Origin of the sequence: Streptomyces sp. NBC_01334 (genome assembly GCF_035983595.1) — a bacterium.
Lineage (GTDB): Bacteria > Actinomycetota > Actinomycetes > Streptomycetales > Streptomycetaceae > Streptomyces > Streptomyces coriariae.
On sequence record NZ_CP130718.1, the window covers coordinates 3,852,046 to 3,877,598 of the forward strand.

The 25,553-nt window shown below is 71.3% G+C and carries 21 protein-coding genes and 1 tRNA gene; 11 read left to right on the forward strand and 11 right to left on the reverse strand.

Translation table 11 applies throughout. The annotated features are described in order from the left end of the window. Positions 1-27 precede the first annotated feature (27 nt). The 3 genes from orn (at position 28) to OG736_RS17175 (ending at position 1,378) form a co-directional block, all read left to right on the forward strand. A complete protein-coding gene (gene orn, locus OG736_RS17165; protein WP_142264464.1) occupies positions 28-630 on the forward strand; it encodes an oligoribonuclease in 603 nt (200 codons plus the stop codon). Positions 631-726: 96 nt separating this feature from the next. After that, positions 727-799, forward strand: a tRNA-His gene (locus tag OG736_RS17170). Positions 800-865: 66 nt separating this feature from the next. Beyond that, positions 866-1,378, forward strand: coding sequence for a GNAT family N-acetyltransferase (locus tag OG736_RS17175; RefSeq protein ID WP_327183231.1), 513 nt, complete (start codon positions 866-868; stop codon positions 1,376-1,378). Between the two features lie 12 nt (positions 1,379-1,390). Here OG736_RS17175 and OG736_RS17180 read toward each other — a convergent pair whose 3' ends face one another. Next, entirely contained in the window at positions 1,391-2,446 is a 1,056-nt protein-coding gene (locus OG736_RS17180; RefSeq protein ID WP_062648188.1) for a LacI family DNA-binding transcriptional regulator, read from the reverse strand. Positions 2,447-2,897: 451 nt separating this feature from the next. Here OG736_RS17180 and OG736_RS17185 point away from each other — a divergent pair, with 451 nt between their 5' ends. The 6 genes from OG736_RS17185 (at position 2,898) to OG736_RS17210 (ending at position 12,006) form a co-directional block, all read left to right on the forward strand. Next, positions 2,898-4,226 carry an ABC transporter substrate-binding protein gene (locus tag OG736_RS17185; RefSeq protein WP_327183232.1) on the forward strand — a complete coding sequence of 443 codons (1,329 nt, stop codon included), beginning with the start codon at positions 2,898-2,900 and terminating at the stop codon, positions 4,224-4,226. Between the two features lie 5 nt (positions 4,227-4,231). Then, entirely contained in the window at positions 4,232-5,242 is a 1,011-nt protein-coding gene (locus tag OG736_RS17190) for a carbohydrate ABC transporter permease (protein ID WP_142267850.1), read from the forward strand. A 41-nt stretch (positions 5,243-5,283) separates the two neighbouring features. Next, positions 5,284-6,171 carry a carbohydrate ABC transporter permease gene (locus OG736_RS17195; RefSeq protein WP_028807166.1) on the forward strand — a complete coding sequence of 296 codons (888 nt, stop codon included), beginning with the start codon at positions 5,284-5,286 and terminating at the stop codon, positions 6,169-6,171. A 145-nt stretch (positions 6,172-6,316) separates the two neighbouring features. Further along, complete coding sequence (locus OG736_RS17200) at positions 6,317-7,747, forward strand: GH1 family beta-glucosidase (RefSeq protein WP_327183233.1); 1,431 nt, start codon at positions 6,317-6,319, stop codon at positions 7,745-7,747. A gap of 177 nt (positions 7,748-7,924) precedes the next feature. Continuing rightward, on the forward strand, positions 7,925-11,614 hold the full coding sequence (locus OG736_RS17205) for an nSTAND1 domain-containing NTPase (protein WP_327183234.1): 3,690 nt from the start codon (positions 7,925-7,927) through the stop codon (positions 11,612-11,614). 32 nt (positions 11,615-11,646) lie between these two features. Then, on the forward strand, positions 11,647-12,006 hold the full coding sequence (locus tag OG736_RS17210; RefSeq protein WP_327183235.1) for a CU044_2847 family protein: 360 nt from the start codon (positions 11,647-11,649) through the stop codon (positions 12,004-12,006). Between the two features lie 280 nt (positions 12,007-12,286). Here the strand turns inward: OG736_RS17210 and OG736_RS17215 are convergent, their stop codons facing one another. The 7 genes from OG736_RS17215 to OG736_RS17245 form a co-directional block, all read right to left on the reverse strand. After that, entirely contained in the window at positions 12,287-13,603 is a 1,317-nt protein-coding gene (locus OG736_RS17215) for a glycoside hydrolase family 36 protein (RefSeq protein ID WP_327183236.1), read from the reverse strand. 89 nt (positions 13,604-13,692) lie between these two features. Further along, positions 13,693-14,577 carry a carbohydrate ABC transporter permease gene (locus OG736_RS17220; RefSeq protein ID WP_327183237.1) on the reverse strand — a complete coding sequence of 295 codons (885 nt, stop codon included), beginning with the start codon at positions 14,575-14,577 and terminating at the stop codon, positions 13,693-13,695. Then, a complete protein-coding gene (locus OG736_RS17225; RefSeq protein ID WP_327183238.1) occupies positions 14,574-15,554 on the reverse strand; it encodes a carbohydrate ABC transporter permease in 981 nt (326 codons plus the stop codon). Before OG736_RS17225 ends, OG736_RS17220 begins: the two co-directional genes overlap by 4 nt. A gap of 33 nt (positions 15,555-15,587) precedes the next feature. Beyond that, positions 15,588-16,904 (reverse strand): ABC transporter substrate-binding protein, encoded by a 1,317-nt coding sequence (locus OG736_RS17230; RefSeq protein ID WP_327183239.1) that lies wholly within the window; start codon positions 16,902-16,904, stop codon positions 15,588-15,590. Between the two features lie 249 nt (positions 16,905-17,153). Beyond that, positions 17,154-18,620 carry a glycoside hydrolase family 18 protein gene (locus OG736_RS17235; RefSeq protein WP_327183240.1) on the reverse strand — a complete coding sequence of 489 codons (1,467 nt, stop codon included), beginning with the start codon at positions 18,618-18,620 and terminating at the stop codon, positions 17,154-17,156. Between the two features lie 162 nt (positions 18,621-18,782). Beyond that, positions 18,783-20,159, reverse strand: a complete 1,377-nt coding sequence (locus OG736_RS17240) for a sensor histidine kinase (RefSeq protein WP_327183241.1) — start codon at positions 20,157-20,159, stop codon at positions 18,783-18,785. Continuing rightward, positions 20,156-20,875 carry a response regulator transcription factor gene (locus OG736_RS17245; RefSeq protein WP_327183242.1) on the reverse strand — a complete coding sequence of 240 codons (720 nt, stop codon included), beginning with the start codon at positions 20,873-20,875 and terminating at the stop codon, positions 20,156-20,158. The genes OG736_RS17240 and OG736_RS17245 overlap by 4 nt, the downstream gene beginning before the upstream one ends. 142 nt (positions 20,876-21,017) lie before the next feature. Between OG736_RS17245 and OG736_RS17250 the strand changes: the two genes are divergently transcribed. Further along, entirely contained in the window at positions 21,018-21,551 is a 534-nt protein-coding gene (locus OG736_RS17250; protein WP_327183243.1) for a hypothetical protein, read from the forward strand. A 24-nt stretch (positions 21,552-21,575) separates the two neighbouring features. On the opposite strand, the gene OG736_RS17255 is transcribed toward OG736_RS17250, so the two are convergent. Then, a complete protein-coding gene (locus OG736_RS17255; RefSeq protein ID WP_142264476.1) occupies positions 21,576-22,442 on the reverse strand; it encodes a spermidine synthase in 867 nt (288 codons plus the stop codon). A 267-nt stretch (positions 22,443-22,709) separates the two neighbouring features. Beyond that, positions 22,710-23,099, reverse strand: a complete 390-nt coding sequence (locus OG736_RS17260; RefSeq protein ID WP_327183244.1) for a hypothetical protein — start codon at positions 23,097-23,099, stop codon at positions 22,710-22,712. Positions 23,100-23,355: 256 nt separating this feature from the next. Between OG736_RS17260 and OG736_RS17265 the strand changes: the two genes are divergently transcribed. Then, a complete protein-coding gene (locus OG736_RS17265; RefSeq protein ID WP_327183245.1) occupies positions 23,356-24,813 on the forward strand; it encodes an NsdA family TPR-like regulatory protein in 1,458 nt (485 codons plus the stop codon). A gap of 36 nt (positions 24,814-24,849) precedes the next feature. Here the strand turns inward: OG736_RS17265 and OG736_RS17270 are convergent, their stop codons facing one another. After that, positions 24,850-25,443, reverse strand: coding sequence for a histidine phosphatase family protein (locus OG736_RS17270; protein ID WP_327183246.1), 594 nt, complete (start codon positions 25,441-25,443; stop codon positions 24,850-24,852). Positions 25,444-25,553 lie beyond the last annotated feature (110 nt).

Genomic DNA, 25,553 nt, shown 5'->3' on the forward strand with positions numbered 1-25,553 from the left:
AGCCGACGTCAGCTTTAGGGTGGTCGCATGAACGATCGCATGGTCTGGATCGACTGCGAGATGACCGGCCTCTCGCTGTCGGACGACGCTCTCATCGAGGTTGCCGCCCTGGTCACCGACTCCGAGCTGAACGTGCTCGGCGACGGTGTCGACATCGTCATCCGCCCGCCGGCCCGGGCGCTGGAGACGATGCCGGAGGTGGTGCGCGAGATGCACACCGCGTCCGGACTGCTCGACGAGCTGGCGGGCGGGACGACCCTCGCCGAGGCCGAGGCCCAGGTGCTGGCGTATGTACGGGAGCACGTGAAGGAGCCGGGCAAGGCGCCGCTGTGCGGCAACTCCGTCGGCACGGACCGCGGCTTCCTGGCGCGGGACATGACCTCCCTCGAGGGCTACCTCCACTACCGGATCGTCGACGTGTCGTCGATCAAGGAGCTCGCCCGGCGCTGGTACCCGCGGGCGTACTTCAACAGCCCCCCGAAGAACGGCAACCACCGCGCCCTCGCCGACATCCGCGAGTCCATCGCGGAACTGCGCTACTACCGCGAGGCGGTCTTCGTGCCGCAGCCCGGGCCGGACTCCGACACCGCCAGGACCATCGCCGCGAAGCACGTGCTGCCCAGCAGCTGACAGGGCCCCGGAAAAGGCGTGCGCGAGCACCCCTCCGGACCCTGTACACTTTTTCTCGGCCGGTAGGGAGACCGCAAAGTCCAACTGCCGGGCGTGGTGGGTGTAGCTCAGCTGGTAGAGCACCTGGTTGTGGTCCAGGATGCCGCGGGTTCAAGTCCCGTCACTCACCCTGAGTCATCAGCCGGTGGCTTCCCGCAAGGGAGGTCACCGGCTGATGTGTTTCCCGGGAGGGGTCATGCGCTCGAGTGTCCGTGCCGAGCCGTTCGCGACCGCCCGGCTCGACGTCGTCCCGCTGCGCGTCGACCACGCGGCGGAGATGGCGGTCGTCCTGGGCGATCCCGCGCTGCACACCTTCATCGGCGGCGCCCCCGGCACACCCGAGGCGCTGCGGGCCCGCTACGAACGGCTCGTCGCCGGTTCGCCGGACCCGTCCGTCTCCTGGTGCAACTGGGTGCTGCGGATGCGGGACGCCGACCGGCCGGCCGGGACCCTGCAGGCCACCGTGACCGGGCGGGACCACGCCGAGATCGCCTGGGTCGTGGGCACCCCCTGGCAGGGCCGCGGCCTCGCCTCCGAGGCGGCCGCGGGACTCGTCGGCCTGCTACGGGATCAGGGCGTGCGCACGATCGTCGCCCACATCCACCCCGACCACCACGCGTCCGCCGCCGTGGCCCGCGCCGCCGGGCTGTCGGCCACCGCGGAGCAGCAGGACGGCGAGGTGCGGTGGCGGCTGGCCGTCGCGCCGTGAACCGTGCCCCGCTCAGGAGGAGGAGCGCCCCACCAGCTCCGTCGCCAGCACGACCTGGCGTCGCTCCAGGCCCCGCGACACCGCGGGACGGCGGTCCGCGATCTCCGTGAGGAGCAGGTCCAGCATCCTGCGGCCCATCTCCTCGATGGGCTGGCGGACGCTCGTCAGCGGCGGGTCCATGTGCCGGGCGATCGCCGAGTCGTCGTAGCCGACCATCGCCACGTCCTCCGGGAGCCGGCGGCCCGCCTCGCGCAGTGCCCGGCGGGCGCCGGCCGCCATGACGTCGGAGCCCGCGAAGACCGCGTCGAGGGAGGGGTTGCGGGCGAGGAGCTCCCCCATCGCACGGTGTCCGCCCTCCTCGGTGAAGTCGCCCGGGGCGATCAGGCCCTCGTCCGGCGGGTACCCCGCGTCGCGCAGGGCGTCCCGGTAGCCGTCGACACGCCGTTGGGCGCCGTAGACGTCCAGGCGGCCCGTGATGTGGGCGATGTGGGTGCGGCCCCGGGAGAGCAGGTGGTCCACCGCCGAGCGGGCGCCGCCGTAGTTGTCGGAGTCCACGGACGGGAGGGTCTCCGCGGCGGAGCGCGGGCCGCTGATCACGGCCGGGATCTCCAGCTGGGCCAGCAGATCGGGCAGCGGGTCGTCGGCGTGGACCGAGACCAGGAGAACCCCGTCGACGCGGTGCGCCGCCAGGTACTGGGCGAGCCGGCGTCGTTCGCGATCGCTACCCGCGAAGATCAGCAGCAGCTGCATCTCGGTGTCGGAGAGCTCCGCCCCCACACCGCGCAGCATGTCCGAGAAGTACGGCTCGGCGAAGAAGCGGGTCTCCGGCTCGGGGACCACCAGCGCGATCGCGTCCGTGCGGTTGGCGGCCAGGGCACGGGCCGCGGTGTTGGGGACGTAGCCGAGCTCGGCGACGGCCGCCTCGACGGCCGCGCGGGTCGCGTCGCTGACTCTCGGCGAGCCGTTGATCACCCGGGAGACCGTGCCGCGGCCGACACCGGCGCGCGCGGCCACCTCTTCGAGAGTCGGCCGCCCTCCGCTCCGGCTCCGCGCTCCGTGGCTTGCCATGGGCCCCGCCTTCCCGCCGTCGTACACGCTGGCCTGGAATCTAACAGCCCCGTCCGTTCAGCCCATCTTCGCCGACGGCCACCGCCCCCGGGGACCCGCTTCGGCCCCACGCGGGCCCCGCCCCGTACGCCGGACGGGCCTCGGCCCAGGACGCCGGGCGCACCCAACTCGCCGCCGCCGGACGGCTCGTCCGTTGCCGCTCACGGCCGGAAAGCGCTGTCCGCGCGAGTTAGCTAACAGGCAGATAACTGAACGCATCTCTCCGCGCTCCCACCCTTGACACCCCCGCCCGAACCGACGACTCTTCAACACATCACCTGTGGGAGCGCTCCCACGGTACCTGACACATACACATCCCGCACGTTCCCCGCCCGAGCCGCAGCGAGTAACTAACGGGCCCAACAATGCAGTTGGCCGGGGGGTCGGCACGTCAGGGCAACAGGAGGACGCAATGCGAGCACGTACCCGAACCACCCGCCGGGTGGTGGTCCTCGCGGCCGTAGCGTCGCTGGGCGCCGGGCTGCTGGCCGGCTGTGCCGACGACGGCAACGACGACGCTTCCGACGGCTCGTCGTCGGGCAGCGGCAAGGGCAAGACGACGATCACGCTGGGTCTGTTCGGCACGATGGGCTTCAAGGAGGCCGGTCTCTACGCCGAGTACGAGAAGCTCCACCCCGACATCAAGATCGCCGAGAACGTCACGGAGCGGAACGAGAACTACTACCCGGCGCTCGTCAACCACCTCACCACCAACAGCGGCCTGATGGACATCCAGGCCATCGAAGTGGGCAACATAGCCGAGGTCGTCGCCACCCAGGCGGCCAAGTTCGAGGACATGTCGAAGGTCTCGGGCGTCGACAAGAGCAAGTGGCTGGACTGGAAGTGGTCGCAGGGCACCACCAAGGACGGCCAGACGATCGCGCTCGGCACCGACGTCGGCCCGATGGCCCTCTGCTACCGCAAGGACCTCTTCCAGGCGGCCGGTCTGCCCACCGACCGCGAGGCGGTCGGCAAGCTGTGGGCCGGTGACTGGAACAAGTTCGTCGCCACCGGCGAGCAGTACAAGAGGAAGGCCAAGGCGGGCACCTTCTTCATGGACTCCCCCGGCGGCCTGATCAACGCCATTCTCAGCAGTGAGAAGGAGAAGTTCTACGACTCCTCCGGCGAGATCATCTACAAGACGAACCCGGCCGTGAAGGCCGCCTTCGACCTGACCGCGAAGGCCGCCGAGGAGGGCCTGGTCCAGGCCCAGACGCAGTTCCAGCAGTCGTGGGACACCACGATCGCGAACAGCAAGTTCGCCACCATCGCCTGCCCGCCGTGGATGCTCGGCACCATCAAGGGCAAGGCGAAGGCCGAGGACGCCGGCAAGTGGGACGTGGCCGTCGCGCCCAAGTCCGGCAACTGGGGCGGGTCCTTCCTGGGCGTCCCGAAGAGCGGCAAGCACGTGAAGGAGGCCGAGGCGTTCATCACCTGGCTGACCGCGCCCGAGCAGCAGGCGAAGCTGTTCAAGGTGCAGGGCTCCTTCCCGAGCGCGCCGAGCGCGTACACGATGCCCGAGGTGACCGGCGCGAAGAACGACATGACCGGTGACTCGCCGATCGGTACGGTCTTCTCCGAGGCCGCCAAGACCGCTCCGGTGCAGGTGATCGGCCCGAAGGACCAGATCATCCAGCAGGGCCTGACCGACAACGGCGTCATCCTCGTGACGAAGGGCAAGTCGGCGGCGGAGGCCTGGGAGACGGCCACCAAGACCATCGACAACAACCTGGACAAGTGACCCGAATGGCCACCCGCCACGACACCGCCGCGCCCCCCACCAAGGAGGGGGGCGCGGCCCCGGGCCGCCCGGCCGCCGTTCCCACGGAGGCGGAGCAGCGGCATCGGGCCCGGCTCTCCCGCCGCTGGCAGCGGGACAAGCGCTGGAGCCCGTACGCCTTCGTCTCACCGTTCTTCCTGCTGTTCCTCGCGTTCGGCCTGTTCCCGCTGGTCTACACCGGCTGGGCGTCGCTGCACCAGGTGGAGCTGACCGCGCCCACCGACATGGAGTGGGTGGGGATGCGCAACTACACGCGCATCTTCGACGACGACTTCTTCTGGAACGCGGCGAAGAACACCCTGACGATCGGGATCATCTCGACCGTTCCGCAGCTGCTGATGGCGATGGGCCTCGCCCACATCCTCAACTACAAGCTGCGCGCCTCGACCTTCTACCGGGTCGCGATGCTCGCGCCGTACGCGACCTCGATCGCGGCCGCCTCGCTGGTCTTCGTGCTGCTCTTCGGGCGCGACTACGGCATGATCAACTGGGCGCTGCACTTCGTCGGGATCGACGCGATCGACTGGCAGAACGACAAGTGGCCGTCGCAGATCGCCGTCTCGTCGATCGTCATCTGGCGGTGGACCGGCTACAACGCGCTGATCTACCTGGCCGCGATGCAGGCGATCCCGCAGGACCTGTACGAGTCGGCGGCGCTGGACGGCGCCAGCCGCTGGAAGCAGTTCCTGCACGTGACGCTGCCGTCGCTGCGCCCGACGATCCTGTTCACGGTCGTCGTCTCGACGATCGGCGCCAGTCAGGTCTTCGGCGAACCTCTGCTGTTCGACGCCAACAAGGGCGCGTCGGGCGGCGCGGAGCACCAGTTCCAGACGCTGGGTCTGTACCTGTACGAGCAGGGCTGGGTGAACCAGCACCTGGGCCGGGCCTCGGCGATCGCCTGGACGATGTTCCTGATCCTGATCGTGATCGGCATCGTCAACTACGTCATCTCGCGCCGGCTGCGCGCCAGTAGTTAGGAGTACCGGCCGTGACGACGACGACAACGACCGCGAAGTCCGTGGAAACCGAGGACGCCGTGCCGACGGCCCGGAAGGTGCGCCGGCCGAAGTCCGCGCGGGCCGGCGGGCAGATGCACGGCGGCCCGATCGCCTACATCATCCTGGGCGTGTTCACCATCGTTTCGCTGTTCCCCCTGGTGTGGACGGCGATCGCGGCGTCCCGCGACAACAACCGACTGGCGCAGAACCCGCCGCCGTTCGTGTTCGGCTCCAACCTCTTCCACAACCTGGACGTGGCCTGGAACGACGCGAACCTGGGCAAGGCGTTCGTCAACACGACGATCGTGGCGGGGACTTCGGCGGCGACGATCGTCTTCCTGTCGACGATCGCCGGGTTCGCCTTCGCCAAGCTCCGGTTCCGGGGCCGGGGCGCGCTGATGCTGATCGTGATCGGCACGATGATGGTGCCGCCGCAGCTGAGCATCATCCCGCTGTACATGATGGTCGCCAAGCTGGAGTGGACGGACCAGCTCCAGGCGGTGATCCTGCCGTCGCTGGTGAGCGCGTTCGGTGTGTTCTTCATGCGGCAGTACCTCATCCAGGCGCTGCCCGACGAGATCATCGAGGCGGCCCGGGTGGACGGCGCGAGCAGCTGGCGCGTGGTGTGGCACGTGGTGTTCCCCGCGGCGCGCCCGGCGATGGCGGTGCTCGGCATGCTGATGTTCGTGCAGACGTGGAACGACTTCCTGTGGCCGTTCCTGGTGCTGAGCCAGACCGGCAACCCGACCGTGCAGGTCGCGGTCGCGGGCCTCGGCCGCGGGTACACCCCGGACCAGTCCCTGATCATGGCGGGCGCGCTGCTGGGCACGCTGCCGCTGCTGCTGGTCTTCGCGATCTTCGGCAAGCAGATCGTGGGCGGCATCATGCAGGGCGCCGTGAAGGGCTGAGGACGCGTCGCGACTGCGTACGACGCCTCACGACGCCCTCCCGTCCGTGACTTCACGGGGGCCGGGTCACCGCCGCCCCGGCCCCCTCCGCACCACTTCCCCCCCGACCTCGTCGGTCTCGACGACCACCCATGGGAGCGCTTCCATGCCTGAGCCCATTACTCCGGTGACCTTTCCGCCCGCCTTCCTCTGGGGTGCCGCGACCTCCGCGTACCAGATCGAGGGGGCGGTGCGCGAGGGCGGCCGTACCCCCTCGATCTGGGACACCTTCAGCCATACGCCGGGCAAGACGGCCGGTGGCGAAACCGGTGACATCGCTGTCGACCACTACCACCGCTACCGCGACGACGTGGCGCTGATGGCGGAGCTGGGCCTGTCCACGTACCGCTTCTCCATCTCCTGGTCCCGGGTCCAGCCGACCGGGCGCGGCCCCGCGGTGCAGGTGGGCCTGGACTTCTACCGCCGTCTGGTGGACGAGCTGCTGGCGGCGGGCATCAAGCCGGCCGTCACCCTCTACCACTGGGACCTCCCCCAGGAGCTGGAGGACGCGGGCGGCTGGCCGGAGCGGGACACGGCGTTCCGGTTCGCGGAGTACGCGCAGATCGTCGGCGAGGCGCTCGGCGACCGCGTGGAGAACTGGATCACGCTGAACGAGCCGTGGTGCAGCGCGTTCCTGGGCTACGCGTCCGGAGTGCACGCGCCGGGCCGTACCGAGCCGGTGGCGTCGCTGAAGGCGGCGCACCACCTGAACCTGGCGCACGGGCTGGGCACTTCGGCGCTGCGCGTGGCCATGCCGGCCCGCAACTCGGTGGCGATCAGTCTCAACTCCTCGGTGGTGCGCCCGCTCTCCCCGGGTGACCCGGCGGACCTGGCCGCGGTGCAGAAGATCGACGACCTGGCCAACGGCGTCTTCCACGGCCCGATCCTGCGGGGTGCCTATCCGGAGACGCTGCTGGCGGCGACCTCGTCGCTGACGGACTGGTCGTACGTCCAGGAGGGCGATCTGCGCGCCATCCACCAGCCGTTGGACGCGCTGGGCCTGAACTACTACACGCCCACGCTGGTCTCGGGAGCGGACGCGTCGGTGCGCGGTCCCCGCTCGGACGGTCACGGTGCGAGCGACCACTCGCCGTGGCCGGGCGCGGACGACGTGGCCTTCCACCTGACGCCCGGTGACCGCACGGAGATGGGCTGGTCCATCGACCCGACCGGCCTGCACGAGCTGATCATGCGCTACACGGCGGAGGCGCCGGGACTGCCCCTCTACATCACGGAGAACGGCGCGGCCTACGACGACAAGCCCGACTCGGACGGCCGCGTCCACGACCCGGAGCGCATCTCCTACCTGCACGGCCACCTCGCGGCGGTCCGGCGGGCGATCGCGGACGGCGCGGACGTGCGGGGCTACTACCTCTGGTCCCTCCTGGACAACTTCGAGTGGGCGTACGGCTACGAGAAGCGGTTCGGCGCGGTGTACGTCGACTACGCGACGCTGACCCGTACGCCGAAGTCGAGCGCGCTGTGGTACAGCCAGGCGGCCCGTACGGGCACCCTGGCGCCGACCGAGACCAACTGACCCGGGGAGCGGGGAGAGGGCGCGGCAGGCTGGGGGGCCTGCCGCGCCCTTCGCCGATGATCGCTCTTGTCCGGTTTCCGTCCGGGTCGGCGGGATCTGTGGCACGCTCGTTGCGCCCACGACCTCCTGTCGCCGGAGGTGTCGGCGCGTCGGCAGGGGCGTACGGGGAGGAGCGACATGAGCTCGGGCGAGCGTGTCCCGTTGGAGGCGGCGCTGGTCCGGGTCTGGCGCGGGGACTTTCTCGTGGGGGCCGGTTTCCTGGCGGGTCCTGCGCATGTCCTGACCGCCGCGCATGTGGTGACCGACGCACTGGGGCTCCCGCCCGCGGACGCGTCCGCGGCGGCCCCCGAACAGGCGCCGCCGGTCGGCTCGTCGGTCACCGTCGACTTCCCGTTACTGGCGCCGGGTCTGCACCGTGCCGCCGAGGTCGTCGCGTGGCACTCGCCCGTACCGGGCCGGGGCACGGACGTCGCCGGTCTGCGGCTGCTCGACCCGGCACCGGACGGCGCCCGTCCGCTCGTGCTGCGCCGACGGCGCGGCGGTCTGAACGGCCTGCTGGTGATGGTGGGTTTCCCGCGCGGCCTGGAGCTCGGCACCTGGGTGTACGGCCGCGAAGGGGGCCCGGTCGCGACGGGCTGGGTGGAGATCGAGAGCGATCCCGCCCGGCATGCGGTGCTCGCGCCCGGCTTCTCCGGGACGCCCGTTTGGAGCCCGGACGCCGACGCCGTCGTGGGCATGGTGGGCTACAAGGTCTCCGGGGCCGGGTCGAAGATCGGCTACATGATGCCGGTGGACACGCTGCTGGCCGCCTGGCCGGAGCTGACGGGAGTGATCGAGCAGCGGTCGCCGTTCCGGGCGCTGCGCTCGTTCACCGAACAAGACGCCGAACTGTTCTACGGGCGCGACGAGTCGGCCGCGCAGATCGCCGACCGGATCGATGACGGCGTACCGGTGATCTGCGTCATCGGCGGCTCCGGTGCCGGCAAGTCCTCCCTGTGGCACGCCGGTGTGGTCCCCCGGCTGCGCGCCCGGCAGGAGCGACTGGTGGTGGTGACGCTGCGCCCCTCCGACGCCGGTACGCCGCTGAACGCCCTGGCCTTCGCGCTGGACACGCTGCTGGAGCCGGACCGGGAGGCCTCGGCCCGGCTGGCGTCCGTGGAGGGGCTCGCCGCGAGGCTGGCCCGGGGCGCCATGGCCGATGTGGTGGCCGCGGTCCTGGAGCGCCGCGGGGGCGAGCGCATGCTGATCTGCGTCGATCAGTTGGAGGAGGTCTTCGGCCGGCCCGTGGACGACCGGGCCGCGTTCGCCGGGGCGCTGGGCGCCTGCCTCACCGACGGGTCCCGGCTGTCCGTGCTGGTCAATCTCAGGGACACCTTCCTCGGCGCCGTCCTGAGCGACCGGCCCGCGGCCGAGCTCGCGCGGCGCTGGCTGCCGGTCACCGTGGGCGAGATGACCAGGGCGGAGCTGCGGCAGGTGATGACCGGGCCGCTGCGGCGGCTGGGCACGGTCGAGTTCGCCGACGGGCTCGTCGAACGGATCCTGGAGGATCTGAAGCGGACCCCGAACCCGTTGCCGTTGCTGGAGTTCACGCTCGCCGAGTTGTGGGAGCGACGTTCGGCGGGCCTGCTGACCCACGAGGCCTACGAGCAGGTGGGCGGGGTCTCCCGGGCGCTGGCGGGCTACGCGGACCGGGTCTGGTCGGGACTGGATCCCGGGACCCGGACCACCGCCGAGCGGCTGCTGGTGCAACTGGCCCGCCCCCTGCACCGCGATGAACTGACCGTGCGCAGCACGGCCCTGCGCGACGAGTGCGACGACGCGCAGTGGGCCGTCGCGCAGCGTCTCGCCACCACGAGACTGCTGGTGCTGCACGAGGTCAACGCCGGTCCGGCGGGCCAGGAGCCGGTGCCCGGAGTCGAGTTGGCGCACGACTCGCTGCTGACGCAGTGGGACCGGCTGCGTGAGCTGACCGAGAGGTTTCGCGACTTCCGGGTCTGGCAGGACGGTCTGCGGCAGCGGATCGACATCTGGTCGAGCCGGAAGTCGCCCAGCCGTCTGCTGTCCGGCGCCGATCTGCGGGACGCCCGGCGGTGGGAGGCCAGCCACGGTGAGCATCTCAGCACGCGGGAGCACACCTTCATCGGGGCGAGCCGGAGGCGCCGGCGTTGGCTGGGCTCGGGCATCGCCGGGGTGCTGGCGGTGGCCCTCCTCATCGCCACGGCCGTCTACCAGCACCGCAGCGGGCAGGTGGCCGAATCCCTCGCGCGGGATCTGGCCGTGAAGGCGCGGCAGCTGAAACAGGCCGATTCCTACGGGGCGGTGCAACTGGCGATGCGCGCCTACCGGACCGACTCCTCGGTCGGGCTCGACGCGGCGAAGCCGGGCGCCTACGACGTGGCCGACAAGCTGCTGCCGCACCACGACGTCGCCCAGGACCTGAACTCGACCGGTCCGAGCCGTTCCGCCGCGCCCCCGACCGGCCCGACAGGCGACCCGACCCCGACGTCGGACTCGGCCGCCGAGGCTCTGGAGAACAGCGCCCGGGTGGAGAACGAGGACCTGACGCAGATGGCGAGCGCCGACGGCGGAACCCTGGTCACCACGGACGCGTCGAGCCGCGTCGCGGTGTGGCGCCTTTCCGGCGAGGGGGTGGCGGAGGAGTCGCTGTCCTCGCTGTTCGGCCCGAACGACTACGCCGGATCACCCGTGATCAGCCGCAGCGGACGGTATGTGGTGTTCCGGCAGCTGGTCGGGCTCGCCGCCGGCGAACTGGATGTCGACGACCCGGTCGACGAGAACGGCCTGCCGAAGATCGACCCGGACGGATACGCCACCTGCGCCCCCGAGGACCTGCTCAGCCTCACGTACTGTCTGGTCGTCTACGACACGGTGGAGCACAAGGTCGCCTCCGCCCGGGAGGTCCCGCAGATACCCGTGATCGGCAACGTGACCATGAGCGTCGACCCGACGGACCGGGTGCTGGGCATGGTCGTCTCGGACACTCTGCTGCCGACCCTCCAGAGCGGACTGCACAACACCCTGTACCTGTTCGACCTGCACACCGGCCGGCTGCTGCGGAAGACGAAGCTGCCATGGCCGAGCATGGTCACCGAGCTGTGGCTGGGGCCCGGAGGCGGTACCGCGACGGTGTCGGAGGTGCTGGCCGACGACGTCAAGGCACGGGCCGACCTGTCGCTGTCGTGGGTGGGCCTCGGCCGGGACACCGTGACCCGGCACCAGTTGGTCGCCGACCCGACCACCCTCAGCGCCTCGACGATGAGCCTGGACGGGCGCACGGTCGCCGCCCTCGTACGGGAACCCGGGACCGGCACCCGCGGCCTCGTCACCTGGTCCACGGCCACCGGCAAGGTCGTCTCGCGCATCCCCCGGCTCGTCGAGAGCGGCGACTTCGGCACGCTCGCGCTGGACGCGACGGGCACCACGGCCTGGGTCTCGACACTGGCCCAGGAGTACGGATCGCTGACCGGGACCACCCCCTCCGCCACCGGCATTCAGGTGGAACCGATCATTGGGCCCACCCTGGCCCAGCGGGTGTCCGTCCGGTCGCTGTCGAACGGCAAGGAGACGGGACGGTTCAACTACTCGGGGGGCTGGATATGGCCGTTGGGCAGCGGCACCGGCGCCCCGCTCGCCCTGGTGGACGGCAGCACGCTCGGCATCGTGCTCGACCGTCCGGGCGAGCCCGCGCCCCTGCGCCGGCTGGCCGCCGCCAAGGCCGATCCACCGTCCGCCGAGCGGAAACTCACCCTGTCGGGACTCTGCGCCCTGCTCGGCGAACCGAACCACGACAAGGCGACCCGGGACCTGGTGCCTCCCGGCGCCTACCAGGGCGCCCTCTGCCCCTGAAAGCGCCACCCAACGACGAACGAGGAGACTGCATGACCGAGCTGGTGCGGTGGACGCTGGACAGCGGCGGCGAGGTGATCGTGGAGGTGCCGCCGGACGGCCCGGCCATCAGCCCGGTCTCCCGGACGGCCGGCCTCGTCGAGTCGGCCGGCACCTCGCTGAGCTCCGCGCTCGGCAATGTCCGCCAGGCCGCGTCGGACGTGCTCGGCCAGTTCCGCGCGATGGAGGTCCGGCCGGGCACGATCGAGGTCGAGTTCGGTGTGAAGCTGACCGCGGAGGCCGGCGCCATCATCGCGAAGACGAGCGCCGAAGGCCATCTGAACGTCAGGCTGACCTGGGAGAACGACGGTTCGCAGGAGCCGCGGCCGACAGCCCCCGCCCCGCCCGACTGACCGGCTCCTGCTCCCCTGTCGGTGGGCAGTGCCCCGGATCGGACGGACCTCCCGTTGGACGGGCTCTCCCCCGGTTGCCTGGACCCTGGCCCCGGGTCCCACCCCTCCGGCCGGCCGGGCCCCAGCTCACCGGTGCCCGCGTGGCTCCCGCGGCTCCCGTGGCTCCCGTGGCTCCCGTGGCTCCCGTGGCTCCCGCGCGATCGCGGCCCCGTTCGGCGGGAGCCGGGCCGCAGCGGGTTGTCGGTGTCACCCGGTGGTGGGCGTCACCGCATGTGACGCATCAGCGGTCGCCTCCCGACAGCAGACGGCGGGTGGTGTCCACGCCCCAGATGTCGAGCGACAGCAGCCGGTCGCTGGACGCCATCAGGCCGCCGGTCGCCTCCACATGCGCGGCCCACCGCTCCCGGGTCTCCACCGCCGGGCGGGCCATCAGGCAGTCGGGGTCGTTGGTCCAGAGCCGGCCGTGCTGCCACTGGCGGCCGACGCCGGTGAACTCGGCCGGGTCCTGGCCGGGCTGGCTGTAGTCGTCGGCCTCGGGACGGCGGTGCGGGGCCGTGTCGGGGCTGACCCGCATCGCGTCGAAGAGGCCGAGGGAGGGCAGGATCGGCGCGCCGCAGCCCAGGAGGTACGCGTCCGGGCCGATCGCCGCACGGATCAGCTCGACGCCCGAGCGGTACGCCGTCAGCGCGTCCACGGTGTCGTCGTGCCGTACGCCGTCCAGCGCGCCCGCGTACAGGAAGTCGACCTTGAAGTAGTCGTAGCCCTCGGCGCGCAGCGTCCGGAAGACGTCCGTCAGGTACGCCGCAGCCTCGGGGTGGGTGGTGTCGAGGACCCGCAGGTCGTGGCCCCAGTTGTGGCCGGCGTGCGCGAAGCCGCCGTCGGCGGAGCGGACCAGCCAGTCGGGGTGCCGGGCGGCCAGCTCGCTGCTCGGATCGACCAGGAAGGGTGCCGTCCAGATGCCCGCGCGGCGGCCCCGGGCGCGGATGGCGTCGGCGATGCCGGAACGGGAGCGGAAGCGGCCCGAGAGGACGAGCCAGTCGCCCAGGGCGCGCTGGTAGCCGTCGTCGATCTGGACGACGTCGACGGGCAGGTCGAGGGTGTCCATCGCGCGGAGGTTCTCGTGGATGTCGTCCTCGGTGACGTTGGTGAAGTACTCGTACCAGGAGCACCAGACGGTCGGCGCGGGGCGCGGGGCCGGGAGGCCGAGCCCGGCGGCCCAGTCGGACAGGAGCGCCTGGATGTCGGTACCCGTGTACTCCTTCACCGGGCCGTCGGCGCTGATCTCCGCCACGGATCCGGCCCGGGTGAGGCGGATGGACGGCACCTCCCGCACCGGGTCCGGCGCCGCCCACAGCCGTACCGGTGAGCCGTCGCCCGGGTCGAGGGCCAGCAGCCCCTCCCCCTGGAAGGCTCCTGCGGGGACGGTGGCCCCGGGGCGGTAGCAGACCGTCGCCCAGTTGTCGTTCGTCGGGCGGTACGGGGTGTCGCGCAGGGCGTAGGCGCCGCTCGGGCTCCAGGACTGCCAGCCCTCCTCGTGGACGCGGGCACGACGCGGGTCCACGGGGACGGCGGCCACCGGGGTGAAGGGGTGGTGCACGGGGTTCTCTTTCACGGGAGGGGCGCGGGGTGGGGCGCGCCGGGGAGGGGGCGCGCCGGGAGGGGCGTGCCCAGACGGAGGGGCGGGCGTCAGCCCTTGTTGGCGCCCAGGGTCAGGCCGCTGACGAACTGGCGCTGGAGCACGAAGTACACGATCAGCGTGGGGATCGCGGTCAGCAGGGCACCGGCGGCGACCAGGTTGGGGTCGGTGAAGTACTGGCCGGAGAGGTTGTTCAGGGCCGAGGTGATCGGCATGTTCTCGCCGGTGGAGATCAGCACGATCGCCCAGAAGAAGTCGTTGTAGATCCAGATGGAGAGCAGGGTCGCCAGGGCGGCCATAGCGGGCTTGCACAGCGGCAGCACGATCTGCCAGTACAGCCGCCACACGGACGCGCCGTCGACCAGCGCGGCCTCGGTCAGCTCGTGCGGCAGCGAGCGCATGTAGTTGCTCAGCACGAAGGCGCAGAAGCCGGACTGGAACGCCACGTGGATCAGGACCAGGCCGAGCGCGGAGTCGTAGAGCTTGCCGCTGACCGTGATGCCCGGCAGGTCGACCAGGAGGTACAGGCGGTACAGCGGGGTGATGATCACCTGCTGCGGAAGCAGGTTGCCGGCCGTGAACACCAGGAGCAGGAACAGGTTGACCCGGAAGTCGAAGCGGCTGACGTAGAACGCCACGCACGACGACAGGAAGAGGGTCACGAGCACGGCCGGGACCGCGATCAGCAGCGTGTTCCCGAAGTAGTGCAGCATGTCCGACTGCTGGAACGCGTCGGTGAAGTTGTCGAGGCTCAGTTTGTCGGGCCAGGAGACATAGCCCTTCTCGCTGGTCTCCGCGTAGGGGCGCAGGGCCGCGAACAGGGCCCACAGCAGGGGCGCCAGCCAGGCCAGGGACGTCACGACGAGGAACGTGTGCAGCAGGATCCGAGCGGGGCGGACGGGGGTGCGCTGCCTGGACGCGAGGGTCGCGCTCATGCTCGCCGCTCCTTCCGGAAGGTCGCGATCAGGTACGGGACGATCACGGCGAGGGAGATCACCAGCAGGACGACGGCGATCGCCGATCCGTATCCGATGCGGCTGGACTCGCCGATGATGTTGTTGGTGACCAGGATCGACAGCAGTTCGGTCCCCTGAGCGCCCTTGTTGAAGACGAAGACCAGGTCGAAGGCGCGCAGGGCCTCGATGATCGTCACCACGAGTACGACGGTGTTCGTGGGCCGCAGGGTCGGGAAGACGACGTTCTTGAACGTCTGCCACTCGTTCGCGCCGTCCAGTGCGGACGCCTCGCGCAGGGCCGGGTCGACGCTCTTCAGGCCGGCCAGGTAGAGGATCATCATGTAGCCGGCGTGCCGCCAGGAGGCGGCGATGAGGATGGCCCAGAGGTTGAGGTCCGGGTCGCCGATCCAGTCGATGTAGTGGCCCGGCTCGTTGGCGCCGATCAGGCTGTTGATCAGGCCCGTGTCCGGGTTGTAGACGAGCTGCCAGACGAAGCCGATGACGGCCATGGAGACCACGACCGGCAGGAAGAAGGCCGTCTGGTAGACCCGGCTGAACCGGATCCTCTTGTCGAGCTGGACCGCCAGGAAGAGCCCGAACGGGGTCGGGATCAGGATGAGCACGACGAACCAGACGACGTTGTGCTGGACGGCGGGCCAGAACTGCGGGTTGTTGCTGAACAGCTCCCTGAAGTTGTCCAGCCCCACCCACTTGATCGAGTCGAAGCCGATGCCGTCCCAGGTGGTGAAGGCGAGGGCGACGGAGGCTAGGGCGGTGACCCAGACGAGGGCCACGTGCAGGATCGTCGGCACGCCGGCCATCAGGCCGAGCGTGAGCCGGTCGCGGCGGGTCAGCAGGCGCCGGTGGCCCTGCGGAGCGCGCTTCTTCGGGGTCGCGGTGCCCGGAGGCGGCTCGGCGGCCGCCTCCGGGATCTTCGTGGTCGTCTCGGAGCTCATGTGTCGGTGCTCATCCGCCTCGGCTCGAGCGTCTCAGCCGGACGCGAAGATCGTCTTCTTCTGACGCTCGATCGAGGTCAGCAGGCTGTCGATCCCCTTGGGGTCGCGGACGAACTTCTGGAGCGCGGGCTGCATCACCGTTGAGGTGAAGTCGGGCCGGCTGTCACGGTCCATGAACTGCGTCAGGTGCTTGGCGCCGCTGATCATCGCGTACGCCTTCTTCTGCAGGGCCGTGTACGAGGAGGTGTCGGCCTTGGAGGAGGCGGCGACGACGCTCGGGTCCGCCTTGAGGTAGATCGCCTCGGCCTCCGGGGTGCCGAGGTACTCCAGGAGCTTGACGGCGGACGCCTTGCTCTTCGGGGCCTTGGAGAGCATGAAGCCGTCGGTGGGCGCCTCGACGGTGTCCTGGCCGTAGGCCGGGTCGATCTCCGGGAAGGCGAAGAAGTCGAGGTCGTCGGCGTCGGCCTGGTTCGTGAACTGCTGCGCCACGAAGGTGCCCAGCAGATACATGCCGGCCTTCTTGGAGACGAGGGTCTGGGCTGCGTCCTGCCAGGTGCGGCCGACGGCGCCGTCCTGGTGGTAGGGGAGGATCTCGGCCCAGTGGTCGAAGGTCTTGCGGACCTTCGCGTCGGTCCAGGAGGCCTTGCCCGCCATCAGCTCGACGTGGAAGTCGTAGCCGTTGGTGCGGAAGTTGATCTGGTCGAAGGTGCCGAGCGCGGGCCAGGCGTCCTTGTCGCCGAAGGCTATGGGGACGAGCCCGTCCTTCTTCATCTGCTTGCACAGGGCGACGAGCTGGTCCCAGGTGGTGGGGACGGTGTAGCCGTGCTGCTGGAAGACGCTCTTGCGGTAGAAGAGCGCCCAGGGGTACGTGTACAGCGGCACGAAGTAGTACTTGCCGTCCGCACCCTTGCTGAGCGCCTTCATGGCGTCGGGGAAGTTGCCGCCGATCTTGTCCCAGACCTCGTCGATCGGGGTGGCGAGCTTCTTGGCCGCGAAGAACTGCATGCGGTAGCCGGCGAACCAGTTGAACACGTCGTCCGGGGTGCCCTGGAGGTAGGAGTTGATCTGCTCCTGGAACGTGTTGTGGTCCTTGGTGTTCACGTCGACCGTGATCCCGGACTGCTTCTCGAAGGCCGAGTAGATCTCCGCGAAGGCCTTCTTCGGGACGGCGTCGGAGGCGTTGGAGCCGAGGGTGACGGTCTTCGGGTCGGCCGCGGTGCCGCTGCCGCCGCAGGCGGAGAGCAGGGGTATGCCGGCGCCGAGCACGGCCGCGCCGCCCATACCGCGCAGAAGGGTACGACGGCTCGGGGAGGGGAGAGCGGGGCGGCCGGAGGGGGAGAGGTGGTGCATGAGCGGCTCCTGACGCGAGGTTCGGCCACAGAGTGTGGCTGAAAGCCGGTCGCAATCGACCAGAAATCAACTTGACCGAACACGGGGTGGCGCAATAACAGCCGTATGTCCGGTCATGCGTCAAGAGCCGCTGGCTTCATTTGTCGAAACGTAATCGACACACCTTGATCACTTACGTGATCAATTCCCGCTCTCCCTCTTGATCATTTGATTGATCACCCGTAGGTGCCGATCACGTGTGGACATTGATCATTTGTAGGCGGCGAACGCCTTCGAGAACGCGGAGTCGGTCTGGACGATCGAACTGCACGTGGCGTCCGCGTAGTTCTTGGCCCCGCCCGCGCACTGCTTGTCCCGGGTGGCCGACCACATCGACAGCGGGCCGAGTCCCTTGGCCTTGGCGAAGGCGACGAGCTGGGTGGCGTCGTCGACCTTGAAGATCTCGGACGTGACGTCGTTCACACCGATCATCGGGGTTACCCCGACCGTCTTCCAGGCCGCGCTGTCACTGAGCCCGAGGACGCTCTTGACCTGCGCCTGGGTGGCGGTGGCGGCCTGCTCGGCGTAGGTCCCCATGTCGCCGCTGTACGCCGGCCCGTAATCCATCGCCATGATGTTGACGGTGGCGATCCCGACGCCGGCGGACTTGGCGCCGGCCAGCAGGTTCACCCCGTCCTGCGTCAGTCCCTCGGGCATGACGGGGAGGGTGAACGACACGTTCAGGTCCGGGTGCTGCTGCTGGAGCTTCGCGATCGCCTGGGCGCGACGGGCGTTGGCCGCCGTATCGGGCAGCGCGCCGCCCTCGATGTCGAAGTCCACCTTGGTGAGCCGGTAGGCGTCCACCGCCTTTCCGTACGCCGCCGCCAGCGCGTCCGCCGAGGAGCAGGTCGTCGCCAGCTCGGAGCCGGAGGCGCCGCCGAAGGAGACCCGGACGTCACCGCCCTTGGCCCGCAGCGCCCCGATCTGGGCGGCCACGCCGTCGCTCGCGAGGTCGGTCACGCCACCCCACTTGGGCGTGCAGCCGCCGCCGTCGGTGACGAACGCCAGGTTGTAGTCCTTCACCCCGGTCGCGCTCTCGCTCGCCAGGAGGTCGAAGGCGGGGTACAGGGAGGTGTCGACGTAGGGAGCGAACCCGGCGGAGGCGGTGGTGCCGGTACCGGTGCTCGCGCTGGTGCTCGGGGCGGGCGAGGAGGTCGCCGGAGAGGAGGGCGAGGAGGTGGCGGTCGGGCTCGGGACCGCCGTGGGACTCACGGTCGCGGTCGGTCGGCCGCTCGGCTCGGGCGTGGCGCCGCCGTCGGCGGAGCACTTGGCGCCGTCGACGAGACAACCCACGGGATCCGCGCTGCCGTTGACGACGAAGCCGACGGCGACGGACTCCCCGACGGCGAGCCCGTCGGTGTCCCACTTCGGCGGCGAGACGGTGACGTGCTGCCCGCTGACGGCGGACTCGCCGTTCCACAGGGAGCTCAGCTTCGCCCCGGCCGGCAGATCGAACTCGAGCTTCCAGGCCGCCTTCGCCTGACCGCTGTTGTTCGTCACGACGTACTGCGCGGTGTACCCGGTCGACCAGTCGCTGGTCCTGGTGTAGGCCGCCCCGACGCCGGCCGCCTGCGCGGTGCCGCCGAGCAGCACGGCCCCGCCGCCCACCACGGCCGCGGCGACCGCGCCGCCGATCAACTTGTTCCTGCCACTGATCCTGCGCCGATGCGTGCTCATCACGTGCCTGCTTTCACTGCTCACGGGGATCCCGAGGGGGTGCGGCAGCACGCTAGCGAGCCCGAACCGGGCAAAACGCCTGACAGGGACGGCTGTTGAGGTTCTTAGGGAGCGCTTAAGGAACACATCGGGGGCGGTTAAAGGTCGAGACCAATTCGCCCTTCAGGAGCGGCCGACGAGCGCCCGCCGCCGTCTGCGGACAGCTCCCCGGTGGCCTCTGCGCACCGGCTCCCGCCCGTCCAGCTGGATCCAGAGCCGCACCTCGGTGCCGCCCAGCACCGAGGAGCCGATGCGGACGTCACCGCCCGTCGACTCGGCGAGCCGGCGCACGATGTCCAGGCCGAGGCCGGTCGAACCCGCGGCGCCCGAGCCCCGGCCGCGCGCCATCGCCGCCTCGGGGTCGGCGATGCCCGGGCCCGCGTCCGAGACGAGGACGATCACCGCGTCCTCGCCGTTGTGGACGTCGACCGCCAAGGCCGTGCCCTCCGGGGTGTGCCGGAACACGTTGCCGAGCAGGGCGTCCAGGGCGGCGGCGAGGTCGGTCCGGGCCACGGGTATGCGGACCGGGCGGTCCACACCGGCCGTGCGCACCTTGCGGCCCTCGTCCTCCGCGAGTGCCGACCAGAACGCCATCCGCTCCCGGACCACCTCCGCCGCGTCGCAGCCCGCGCCCGGACCGGCGGCCGCCGTCTGCGGCTTGGCCTCCCGCGCCGTCCGGATGATCGTGTCCACCTCGCGCTCCAGCTGGGCGACGGCGGTCCTCGTCTGCTCGGCGGCCGGAGACTCGCCCAGGGAGGCCGCGTTGAGCCGCAGCACGGTCAGCGGGGTCCGCAGCCGGTGCGACAGATCCGCCGCCAGCTCCCGCTCGTTGGCCAGCAGTTGGACCACCTGGTCCGCCATCGAGTTGAACGCCACCGCAGCGAGCCGCAGTTCGTTCGGCCCCTCCTCGGGCACTCTCGCCCCGAGCTTGCCCTCCCCCAGCTCGTGCGCCCCCTCGACCAGCCGCCTGGCCGGCTGCACCATCCGTACGCCCAGCCGGTCGGCGACGGCGACCGAGCCGACGACCAGCGCGGCCCCGACCGCCGCCAGCACCGCCCAGGCCGTGCCGACGCCGTTGCTCACCTCGGACTCGGGGACGTACACCTCGATCACCACGGTCCCCAGGCTCAACGCGACCGGCTGGAGCAGAGCGGAACCCCCCGCAACCTCGGTGGTGGAGGCGCGGCCCAGCTTCCGTACGGCCGCGATGTCCGCGTCCGCGGCGCGCTGCCGGCCGAGGTCGACGGCGGCCCGGCCGTCGCTCGCCGGCAGGTGCACCGCCATGCCGTCGTCGGAGCCCGCCGAGGCGACGACCCGCTCCAACTGGTCGCGGTCGGTCGTGATGGACAAGGCCGGGACCACGACCGCGGCCTCCCGCTCGGCGTTGGAGAACGCGCGGTCGCGGGCCATCTCCTTGATGACGAGACCGAGCGGGACGGCGAAGGCGACCACGACCATCGTGGTGACCGCCAGACAGACCTTGACCAGTGCCCATCTCATCGGATCGGTCCCGTCCCCCCGGAGTCGCAGACGGGCGGCTCGAGCTTCACGCCGACACCCCGCAGGGTGTGCAGATAGCGCGGCCGCGCCGCCGTCTCGCCCAGCTTGCGGCGCAGCCAGGACAGATGGACGTCGATGGTCTGGTCGTCGCCGTAGGACTGCTGCCACACCTCGGCCAGCAGTTCCCGGCGCGGGACCACGACCCCCGGCCGGCCCGCGAGAAAGGCCAGCAGGTCGAACTCACGGCGGGTGAGGTCGAGCCGTACGCCGTCCAGTTCGGCCTGGCGGCGCAGCGGGTCGACGGTCAGACCGCCGACCCGGATGACGCTGGAGGGCGAGGGCTCCGCTGGACCGGACCGGGCCCGCCGCAGCACGGCCGCCATCCGCGCCGACAGGTGCTCGACGGAGAACGGCTTGGTCAGGTAGTCGTCCGCGCCCGCGTTCAGCAGCCGGACGATCTCCGTCTCGTCGTCGCGCGCGGTGGCGATGATGACCGGCACGTCCGTGATGCCGCGCAGCATCTTCAGGGCCTCGGAGCCGTCCAGATCGGGCAGGCCGAGGTCGAGGATGACCACGTCGAAGCGGAAATGGGCGACCTCGCGCAGCGCCTCCAGTGCCGTACCGACGCTGCGCACGAGGTGCGAGGCGTCGGTCAGCTGCCGGATGAGCGCCGAGCGTACGAACTGGTCGTCCTCGACCACGAGCACACTTGCCATGCGCCGCAACCTACGCCATGCGGGCGAGGGGCATTCGGGCCTGTGGACAACTCGGCACCTGTGGACGACCGGTGAGGCGACCGTGCGCGGCCGAGGACATCCGTGCGACACGGGTGAGGCGCGTGGGGCAAGATGGCCCGCGATGCGCAGAGGACTCGTACACGTACTGGCCTGGTCGCTCGCCACCGGCGCGGCGGTCACGCTGTCGTGGTGGGGTGTCCACACGGTGATGGCGGGCACGGCCTACGACCCGCCGCGCGCCCTGCCGCTCACCGCGGGCGACGCGATCACGCAGGAGCCGAAGCCGCCGGCCTCGCCGACGAGCGGCCCGTCCGTGTCGCGGAGCCCGTCCCCGGCCCCGAGCCGGACCCCGGCGTCCCCGTCCCCCTCCCGGACGGCAGCGACCCCCGGTCCCTCCCCCAGCGCCTCCGGAACGCCCCGGGGCACGTCCCAGGGCACGGTCAAGAGCTACGACACCGACGGCGGGCTGGTCGTCTTCGACCTGGGCAGGACCTCCGCGTCGCTGGTCTCGGCGACGCCGGGCGCGGGCTGGTCGATGCAGGTGTGGAAGACGGAGTCGTGGATCCGGGTGGAGTTCAGCTCCGGCGCGGACCGGGTGTCGGTGTTCTGCACCTGGCACGACGGGCCGCCCCGGGTGGAGGTGGGCACGTACTGACGCCCGGAGCGCCGGGCGCCGGGCCTAACGGAAGACCGAGGGCGGCGGGGCCGGTGAGGCCACCGCCGACGCGTCCACGACCGGTACCGCGCCGCCGGTGAAGTCGGTGAGCGCCCTGCCGTGCTCGACCCGGCCGGGGTGGGGGTCGGAGGCGGCCCTGCGGGTCAGTTCGGCGGTGGGCAGCGCCAGGTCGGAGGCGACGAGCACGGCGTTGCCGAACCGTTTGCCGCGCAGCACGGTCGGGTCCGCGACCAGCGCGAGTTCCGCGAACCGGGCGGCGGCGGTGGCGATCTGGCCGCGCAGGTGCGCGAGCGGCGGGCCGTCGGCGAGGTTGGCGGCGTAGGCCCCGCCGGGCTTGAGCGCCCTGCGGACCTCGTCGAGGAACTCGGTCGAGGTGAGGTGCGCGGGGGTCCGGGCGCCGCTGAACACGTCGGCCAGGACGAGATCCGCCCACCCGTCGGGCACCTTGGCGAGACCTTCGCGTGCGTCGACCGACCTCACCCTGATGCGCGCCCCCGGGTCCAGCGGCAGCTCCCGGCGGACCAGTCGGACGAGGGCCGCGTCCCGTTCGACGACCTGCTGGGTGGAGCGGGGGCGGGTTGCGGCGACGTACCGGGCGAGGGTGAACGCGCCGCCGCCGAGATGCACCACGTGCAGGGGCTTGCCGGGCGGTGCCACGAGGTCGATGACATGACCGAGGCGCCGCTGGTACTCGAAGGAGAGATGGGCGGGGTCGTCGAGGTCGACGTGCGACTGGGGGGCTCCGTCGATGAGCAGCGTCCAGGCCCGCGCCCGGTCCCGGTCGGGTACGAGCTGGGCGAGCCCGCCGTCGACGGGCTCGACGACGGCGTCGGCGTCCCGCTCGCGCCGGGTGTTCCTGGACTTTGCCATGACAGCATTTTCGCAGGCCGCGGTCGCTCCCCGCGCGCCCGCCCGAACAGCGGCCGGACGGCGGCCGGACAGGGACCGGACGGCGGCCGGACGGCGGCCGGACAGGGACCGGACGGCGGCCGGGAACGGGCCGGACGAGTGGGCAAGCACGGGCCGGACGAGCGGGTGGGCAGGAGCCGGGGAGCGGTCACGGAGCTCACGGGCACACGCGCGCGTTTCGGGGCCCACGCACGGCCGGGCGCCTCGCCTGTCACGTCGGAGGCGTCCTCACCGGCAGCTGTCCGCCGCCTCGATCAGCCGGGCCGCCTCACCCAACGCCCGCCGCAGCACCGCCGGATCCGTCGCGAGGTCCGCCTCACCGGGGGGCACCAGCCAGTCCGAGCCCTGGACCGGCGACTCGGGGGCGATTCGCAGTCCCCTGCCGTCGGTGTTCGTACAGGTACTGCCCGGCATGTCCCATGCCGCCGCCGTCCCGGCCGGCACCACGAAGCCGAGCGTGTCGTCGCCGTCGTCGTGCAGGACGGGCCCCACCCCGTCTCCCGTCGACCCCCTTCGCAGGATGTCGACCGCCTCCAACCCCTGACGGGTCGGCACCGTCACCAGGTCGCACGTCGCCACCGACGTCATAGAAGGAACGTTGCTCTGGCTGGTCTCCATCCCGGCCTCCACCGCGCAGCCCGCCTGTAGTCCGCAAGGTTCAACGCCTCACGGCGTCAAGGGCTACGGCGGAAGTCCGCCGCAAAGGATGGCAGTTCATGGCAGATCACGGATGAGATATCCGGTTTGTAGCCAAACACCGCATGGCGGCCCGACCACAGCAGGTACGTTCTTGCCCGCCGGGAACAAGGGTGCCACACGGACAACTCATCCCTATTCCGGCATGGTTCGACGGTTCGCACGAGAGGACCCGGCCATGGCGTCGTCAACGGTGACCCCACCTCGGCCCGACCGGCCGGCACGGCCCAACCTCGCCTTCCGCCACCTGCGCGGACATCGCTCACCCGCCGAGTTCGCCGCACTCGTGCGGCGGGCCGCGCGTGAGATCGGCGAGTGCGTCAGCTGTGACGCGCGCTACATCGGGCGCGTCGAGGCGGGCGAGATCCGCTGCCCCAACTACGCGTACGAGCGGGTGTTCCTGCACATGTTTCCCGGCCGCACGCTCACCGATCTGGGGTTCGCGCCCCGCGCGTCCGTGCGCGGACGAGGGGCGCGCACCCCTGAGGACGCGCCCTGCGCGCACACCACAAGACCGGAGCGCACTACCAGTGACGAGCAGAACACGGCTGAGACGGGTGGGGCGCACCAGCCGTATGACACGCAGGACCCGTACGACAAGTACCACGACCACGAGGAGAGCGACGTGCTGCGTCGCGCATTCATGACCGGCGGAGGTGCCACGATGGCCGCCGCCACGCTGGGCCCCCTCGGGCTCGCCCACGACGCGTCGACGGCGCGTCCCGTGCGCCGCGCGGGAGCGAGCGAGGCCGGCGCCCTCGAAGAAGCGGTCCGCAGAATCCGGCTGCTGGACGACCGGCACGGGGCCGACGGCCTCTACCGGCGCGCGGCCGCCCCGCTACGCGCCGCCTACGCGCTGCTGGACGCCGGGACGACCCGGCAGACGACCGCCGACCGGCTCCACTCGGGCGCCGGGGAGCTCGCCATCTCGGTGGGCTGGCTGGCACACGACTCGGGCCGGTTCGACGACGCGCGCTCGCACTACGCGGAGGCGCTGGCGACCGCCCGGGTGACCGGGGACGAGGGACTGGAGGCGCACGCCTTCTGCAACACGGCGTTCCTGGCGCGGGACGCGGGCCGGCCCCGCGAGGCCGTCCGTGCCGCCCAGGCCGCCCAGCGCGTCGCCCGTCCCCTGGGCTCGCCCCGCCTGATGTCGCTGCTGGCGCTGCGCGAGGCGGGCGGCTGGGCGGGGCTCGCCGACCGCACCGGCTGCGAACAGGCCCTCGTCCGCGCGCAGGCCCTGTACGACCGGGGTCCCTGCGACAGCGACCCCGAGTGGATGAGCTTCTACGGCGAGGCCGAGCTCGAGGGGCTCGAGGCGCAGTGCTGGTCGACGCTGGGCGACTGGCCGCGCGCGGCCCGGCACGCGAAGCGGGCGGCTGACCTCCAGGACCCGCACTTCTCCCGGAACATCGCGCTGTACACGGCCGAACTGGCGGACGACCTCGCGCGCGGGGGGCTTCCCGACGAGGCGGCGGTGGCCGGGATGCGGGTCCTGGACCTGCTGGACCAGGTCCAGTCCTCCCGGATCCAGACGATGCTGGCGGGTACGGCCAGAGTGCTGCTGCCGCACCGGCGGGCGGGGGGCGTGTCCACGTTCCTGGAGCGGCACGCCTCGACACCGCGGATGGTGTGAGACCCGGCCTCCGAAGCCGCCCGCGACCACCCGCGGTTACCCGAGGTGCCCGAGGTCGTTCCAGCTCTCGATCGCCGGTTCGCCGTAGGCCCAGCCCAGGACCGACAGGGACGTCGGGTTCAGCCGGATCCGGGCCGCGAAGTCCAGCGGCAGACCCAGCCAGCGTGCCCCGATGGAGCGGAGAATGTGCCCGTGGGCGAAGACCAGCACGTCCCGGTCGGCCGAGCGGGCCCAGGCGACGGCCTCGTCCGCGCGGGCGGTCACCTCGGCGAGCGTCTCCCCCTCGGGGACGCCGTCGCGCCAGATGAGCCAGCCGGGCCGGACGGCCTGGATCTCGGCGGGGGTCATGCCCTCGTAGGCGCCGTAGTGCCACTCCATCAGGGTGTCCCAGGTGGTGGCCCGCTCACCGAAGCCGGCGAGCTCGCACGTCTCACGCGCGCGTGCCAGCGGGCTGGTGCGTATCTCCACGTCCTTCAGGCCGTCGTACGGGGCCCGGTGCAGCCGCTCGCCGAGCAGCTCGGCACCCCGGCGGCCCTCCTCCAGGAGCGGCACATCGGTCCTGCCGGTGTGCTTGCCGGACAGCGACCACTCCGTCTGTCCGTGCCGGGCCAGCAGGATGCGCGGTGCCATGGGGGACCTTTCCGGGGAGACCCTGAGAGGGATCAGGGGAGAAACCAGGGGCGGAGCCCTTCCATCATCGCTCACCCTGAACAGGGGCAACCCGGTGGGCGATCTCAGCG

Excerpts from the sequence above, each read along its gene's own strand:
- OG736_RS17230 (WP_327183239.1), bottom strand. The coding sequence starts at position 16,904 with ATGCACCACCTCTCCCCCTCCGGCCGCCCCGCTCTCCCCTCCCCGAGC.
- OG736_RS17220 (WP_327183237.1), bottom strand. The coding sequence starts at position 14,577 with ATGAGCGCGACCCTCGCGTCCAGGCAGCGCACCCCCGTCCGCCCCGCT.
- OG736_RS17250 (WP_327183243.1), top strand. The coding sequence starts at position 21,018 with ATGCGCAGAGGACTCGTACACGTACTGGCCTGGTCGCTCGCCACCGGC.
- OG736_RS17175 (WP_327183231.1), top strand. The coding sequence starts at position 866 with ATGCGCTCGAGTGTCCGTGCCGAGCCGTTCGCGACCGCCCGGCTCGAC.
- OG736_RS17240 (WP_327183241.1), bottom strand. The coding sequence starts at position 20,159 with ATGAGATGGGCACTGGTCAAGGTCTGTCTGGCGGTCACCACGATGGTC.
- OG736_RS17270 (WP_327183246.1), bottom strand. The coding sequence starts at position 25,443 with ATGGCACCGCGCATCCTGCTGGCCCGGCACGGACAGACGGAGTGGTCG.
- OG736_RS17210 (WP_327183235.1), top strand. The coding sequence starts at position 11,647 with ATGACCGAGCTGGTGCGGTGGACGCTGGACAGCGGCGGCGAGGTGATC.
- OG736_RS17200 (WP_327183233.1), top strand. The coding sequence starts at position 6,317 with ATGCCTGAGCCCATTACTCCGGTGACCTTTCCGCCCGCCTTCCTCTGG.
- OG736_RS17245 (WP_327183242.1), bottom strand. The coding sequence starts at position 20,875 with ATGGCAAGTGTGCTCGTGGTCGAGGACGACCAGTTCGTACGCTCGGCG.
- orn (WP_142264464.1), top strand. The coding sequence starts at position 28 with ATGAACGATCGCATGGTCTGGATCGACTGCGAGATGACCGGCCTCTCG.
- OG736_RS17255 (WP_142264476.1), bottom strand. The coding sequence starts at position 22,442 with ATGGCAAAGTCCAGGAACACCCGGCGCGAGCGGGACGCCGACGCCGTC.
- OG736_RS17190 (WP_142267850.1), top strand. The coding sequence starts at position 4,232 with ATGGCCACCCGCCACGACACCGCCGCGCCCCCCACCAAGGAGGGGGGC.
- OG736_RS17265 (WP_327183245.1), top strand. The coding sequence starts at position 23,356 with ATGGCGTCGTCAACGGTGACCCCACCTCGGCCCGACCGGCCGGCACGG.
- OG736_RS17205 (WP_327183234.1), top strand. The coding sequence starts at position 7,925 with ATGAGCTCGGGCGAGCGTGTCCCGTTGGAGGCGGCGCTGGTCCGGGTC.
- OG736_RS17185 (WP_327183232.1), top strand. The coding sequence starts at position 2,898 with ATGCGAGCACGTACCCGAACCACCCGCCGGGTGGTGGTCCTCGCGGCC.
- OG736_RS17180 (WP_062648188.1), bottom strand. The coding sequence starts at position 2,446 with ATGGCAAGCCACGGAGCGCGGAGCCGGAGCGGAGGGCGGCCGACTCTC.
- OG736_RS17260 (WP_327183244.1), bottom strand. The coding sequence starts at position 23,099 with ATGGAGACCAGCCAGAGCAACGTTCCTTCTATGACGTCGGTGGCGACG.
- OG736_RS17235 (WP_327183240.1), bottom strand. The coding sequence starts at position 18,620 with ATGAGCACGCATCGGCGCAGGATCAGTGGCAGGAACAAGTTGATCGGC.
- OG736_RS17225 (WP_327183238.1), bottom strand. The coding sequence starts at position 15,554 with ATGAGCTCCGAGACGACCACGAAGATCCCGGAGGCGGCCGCCGAGCCG.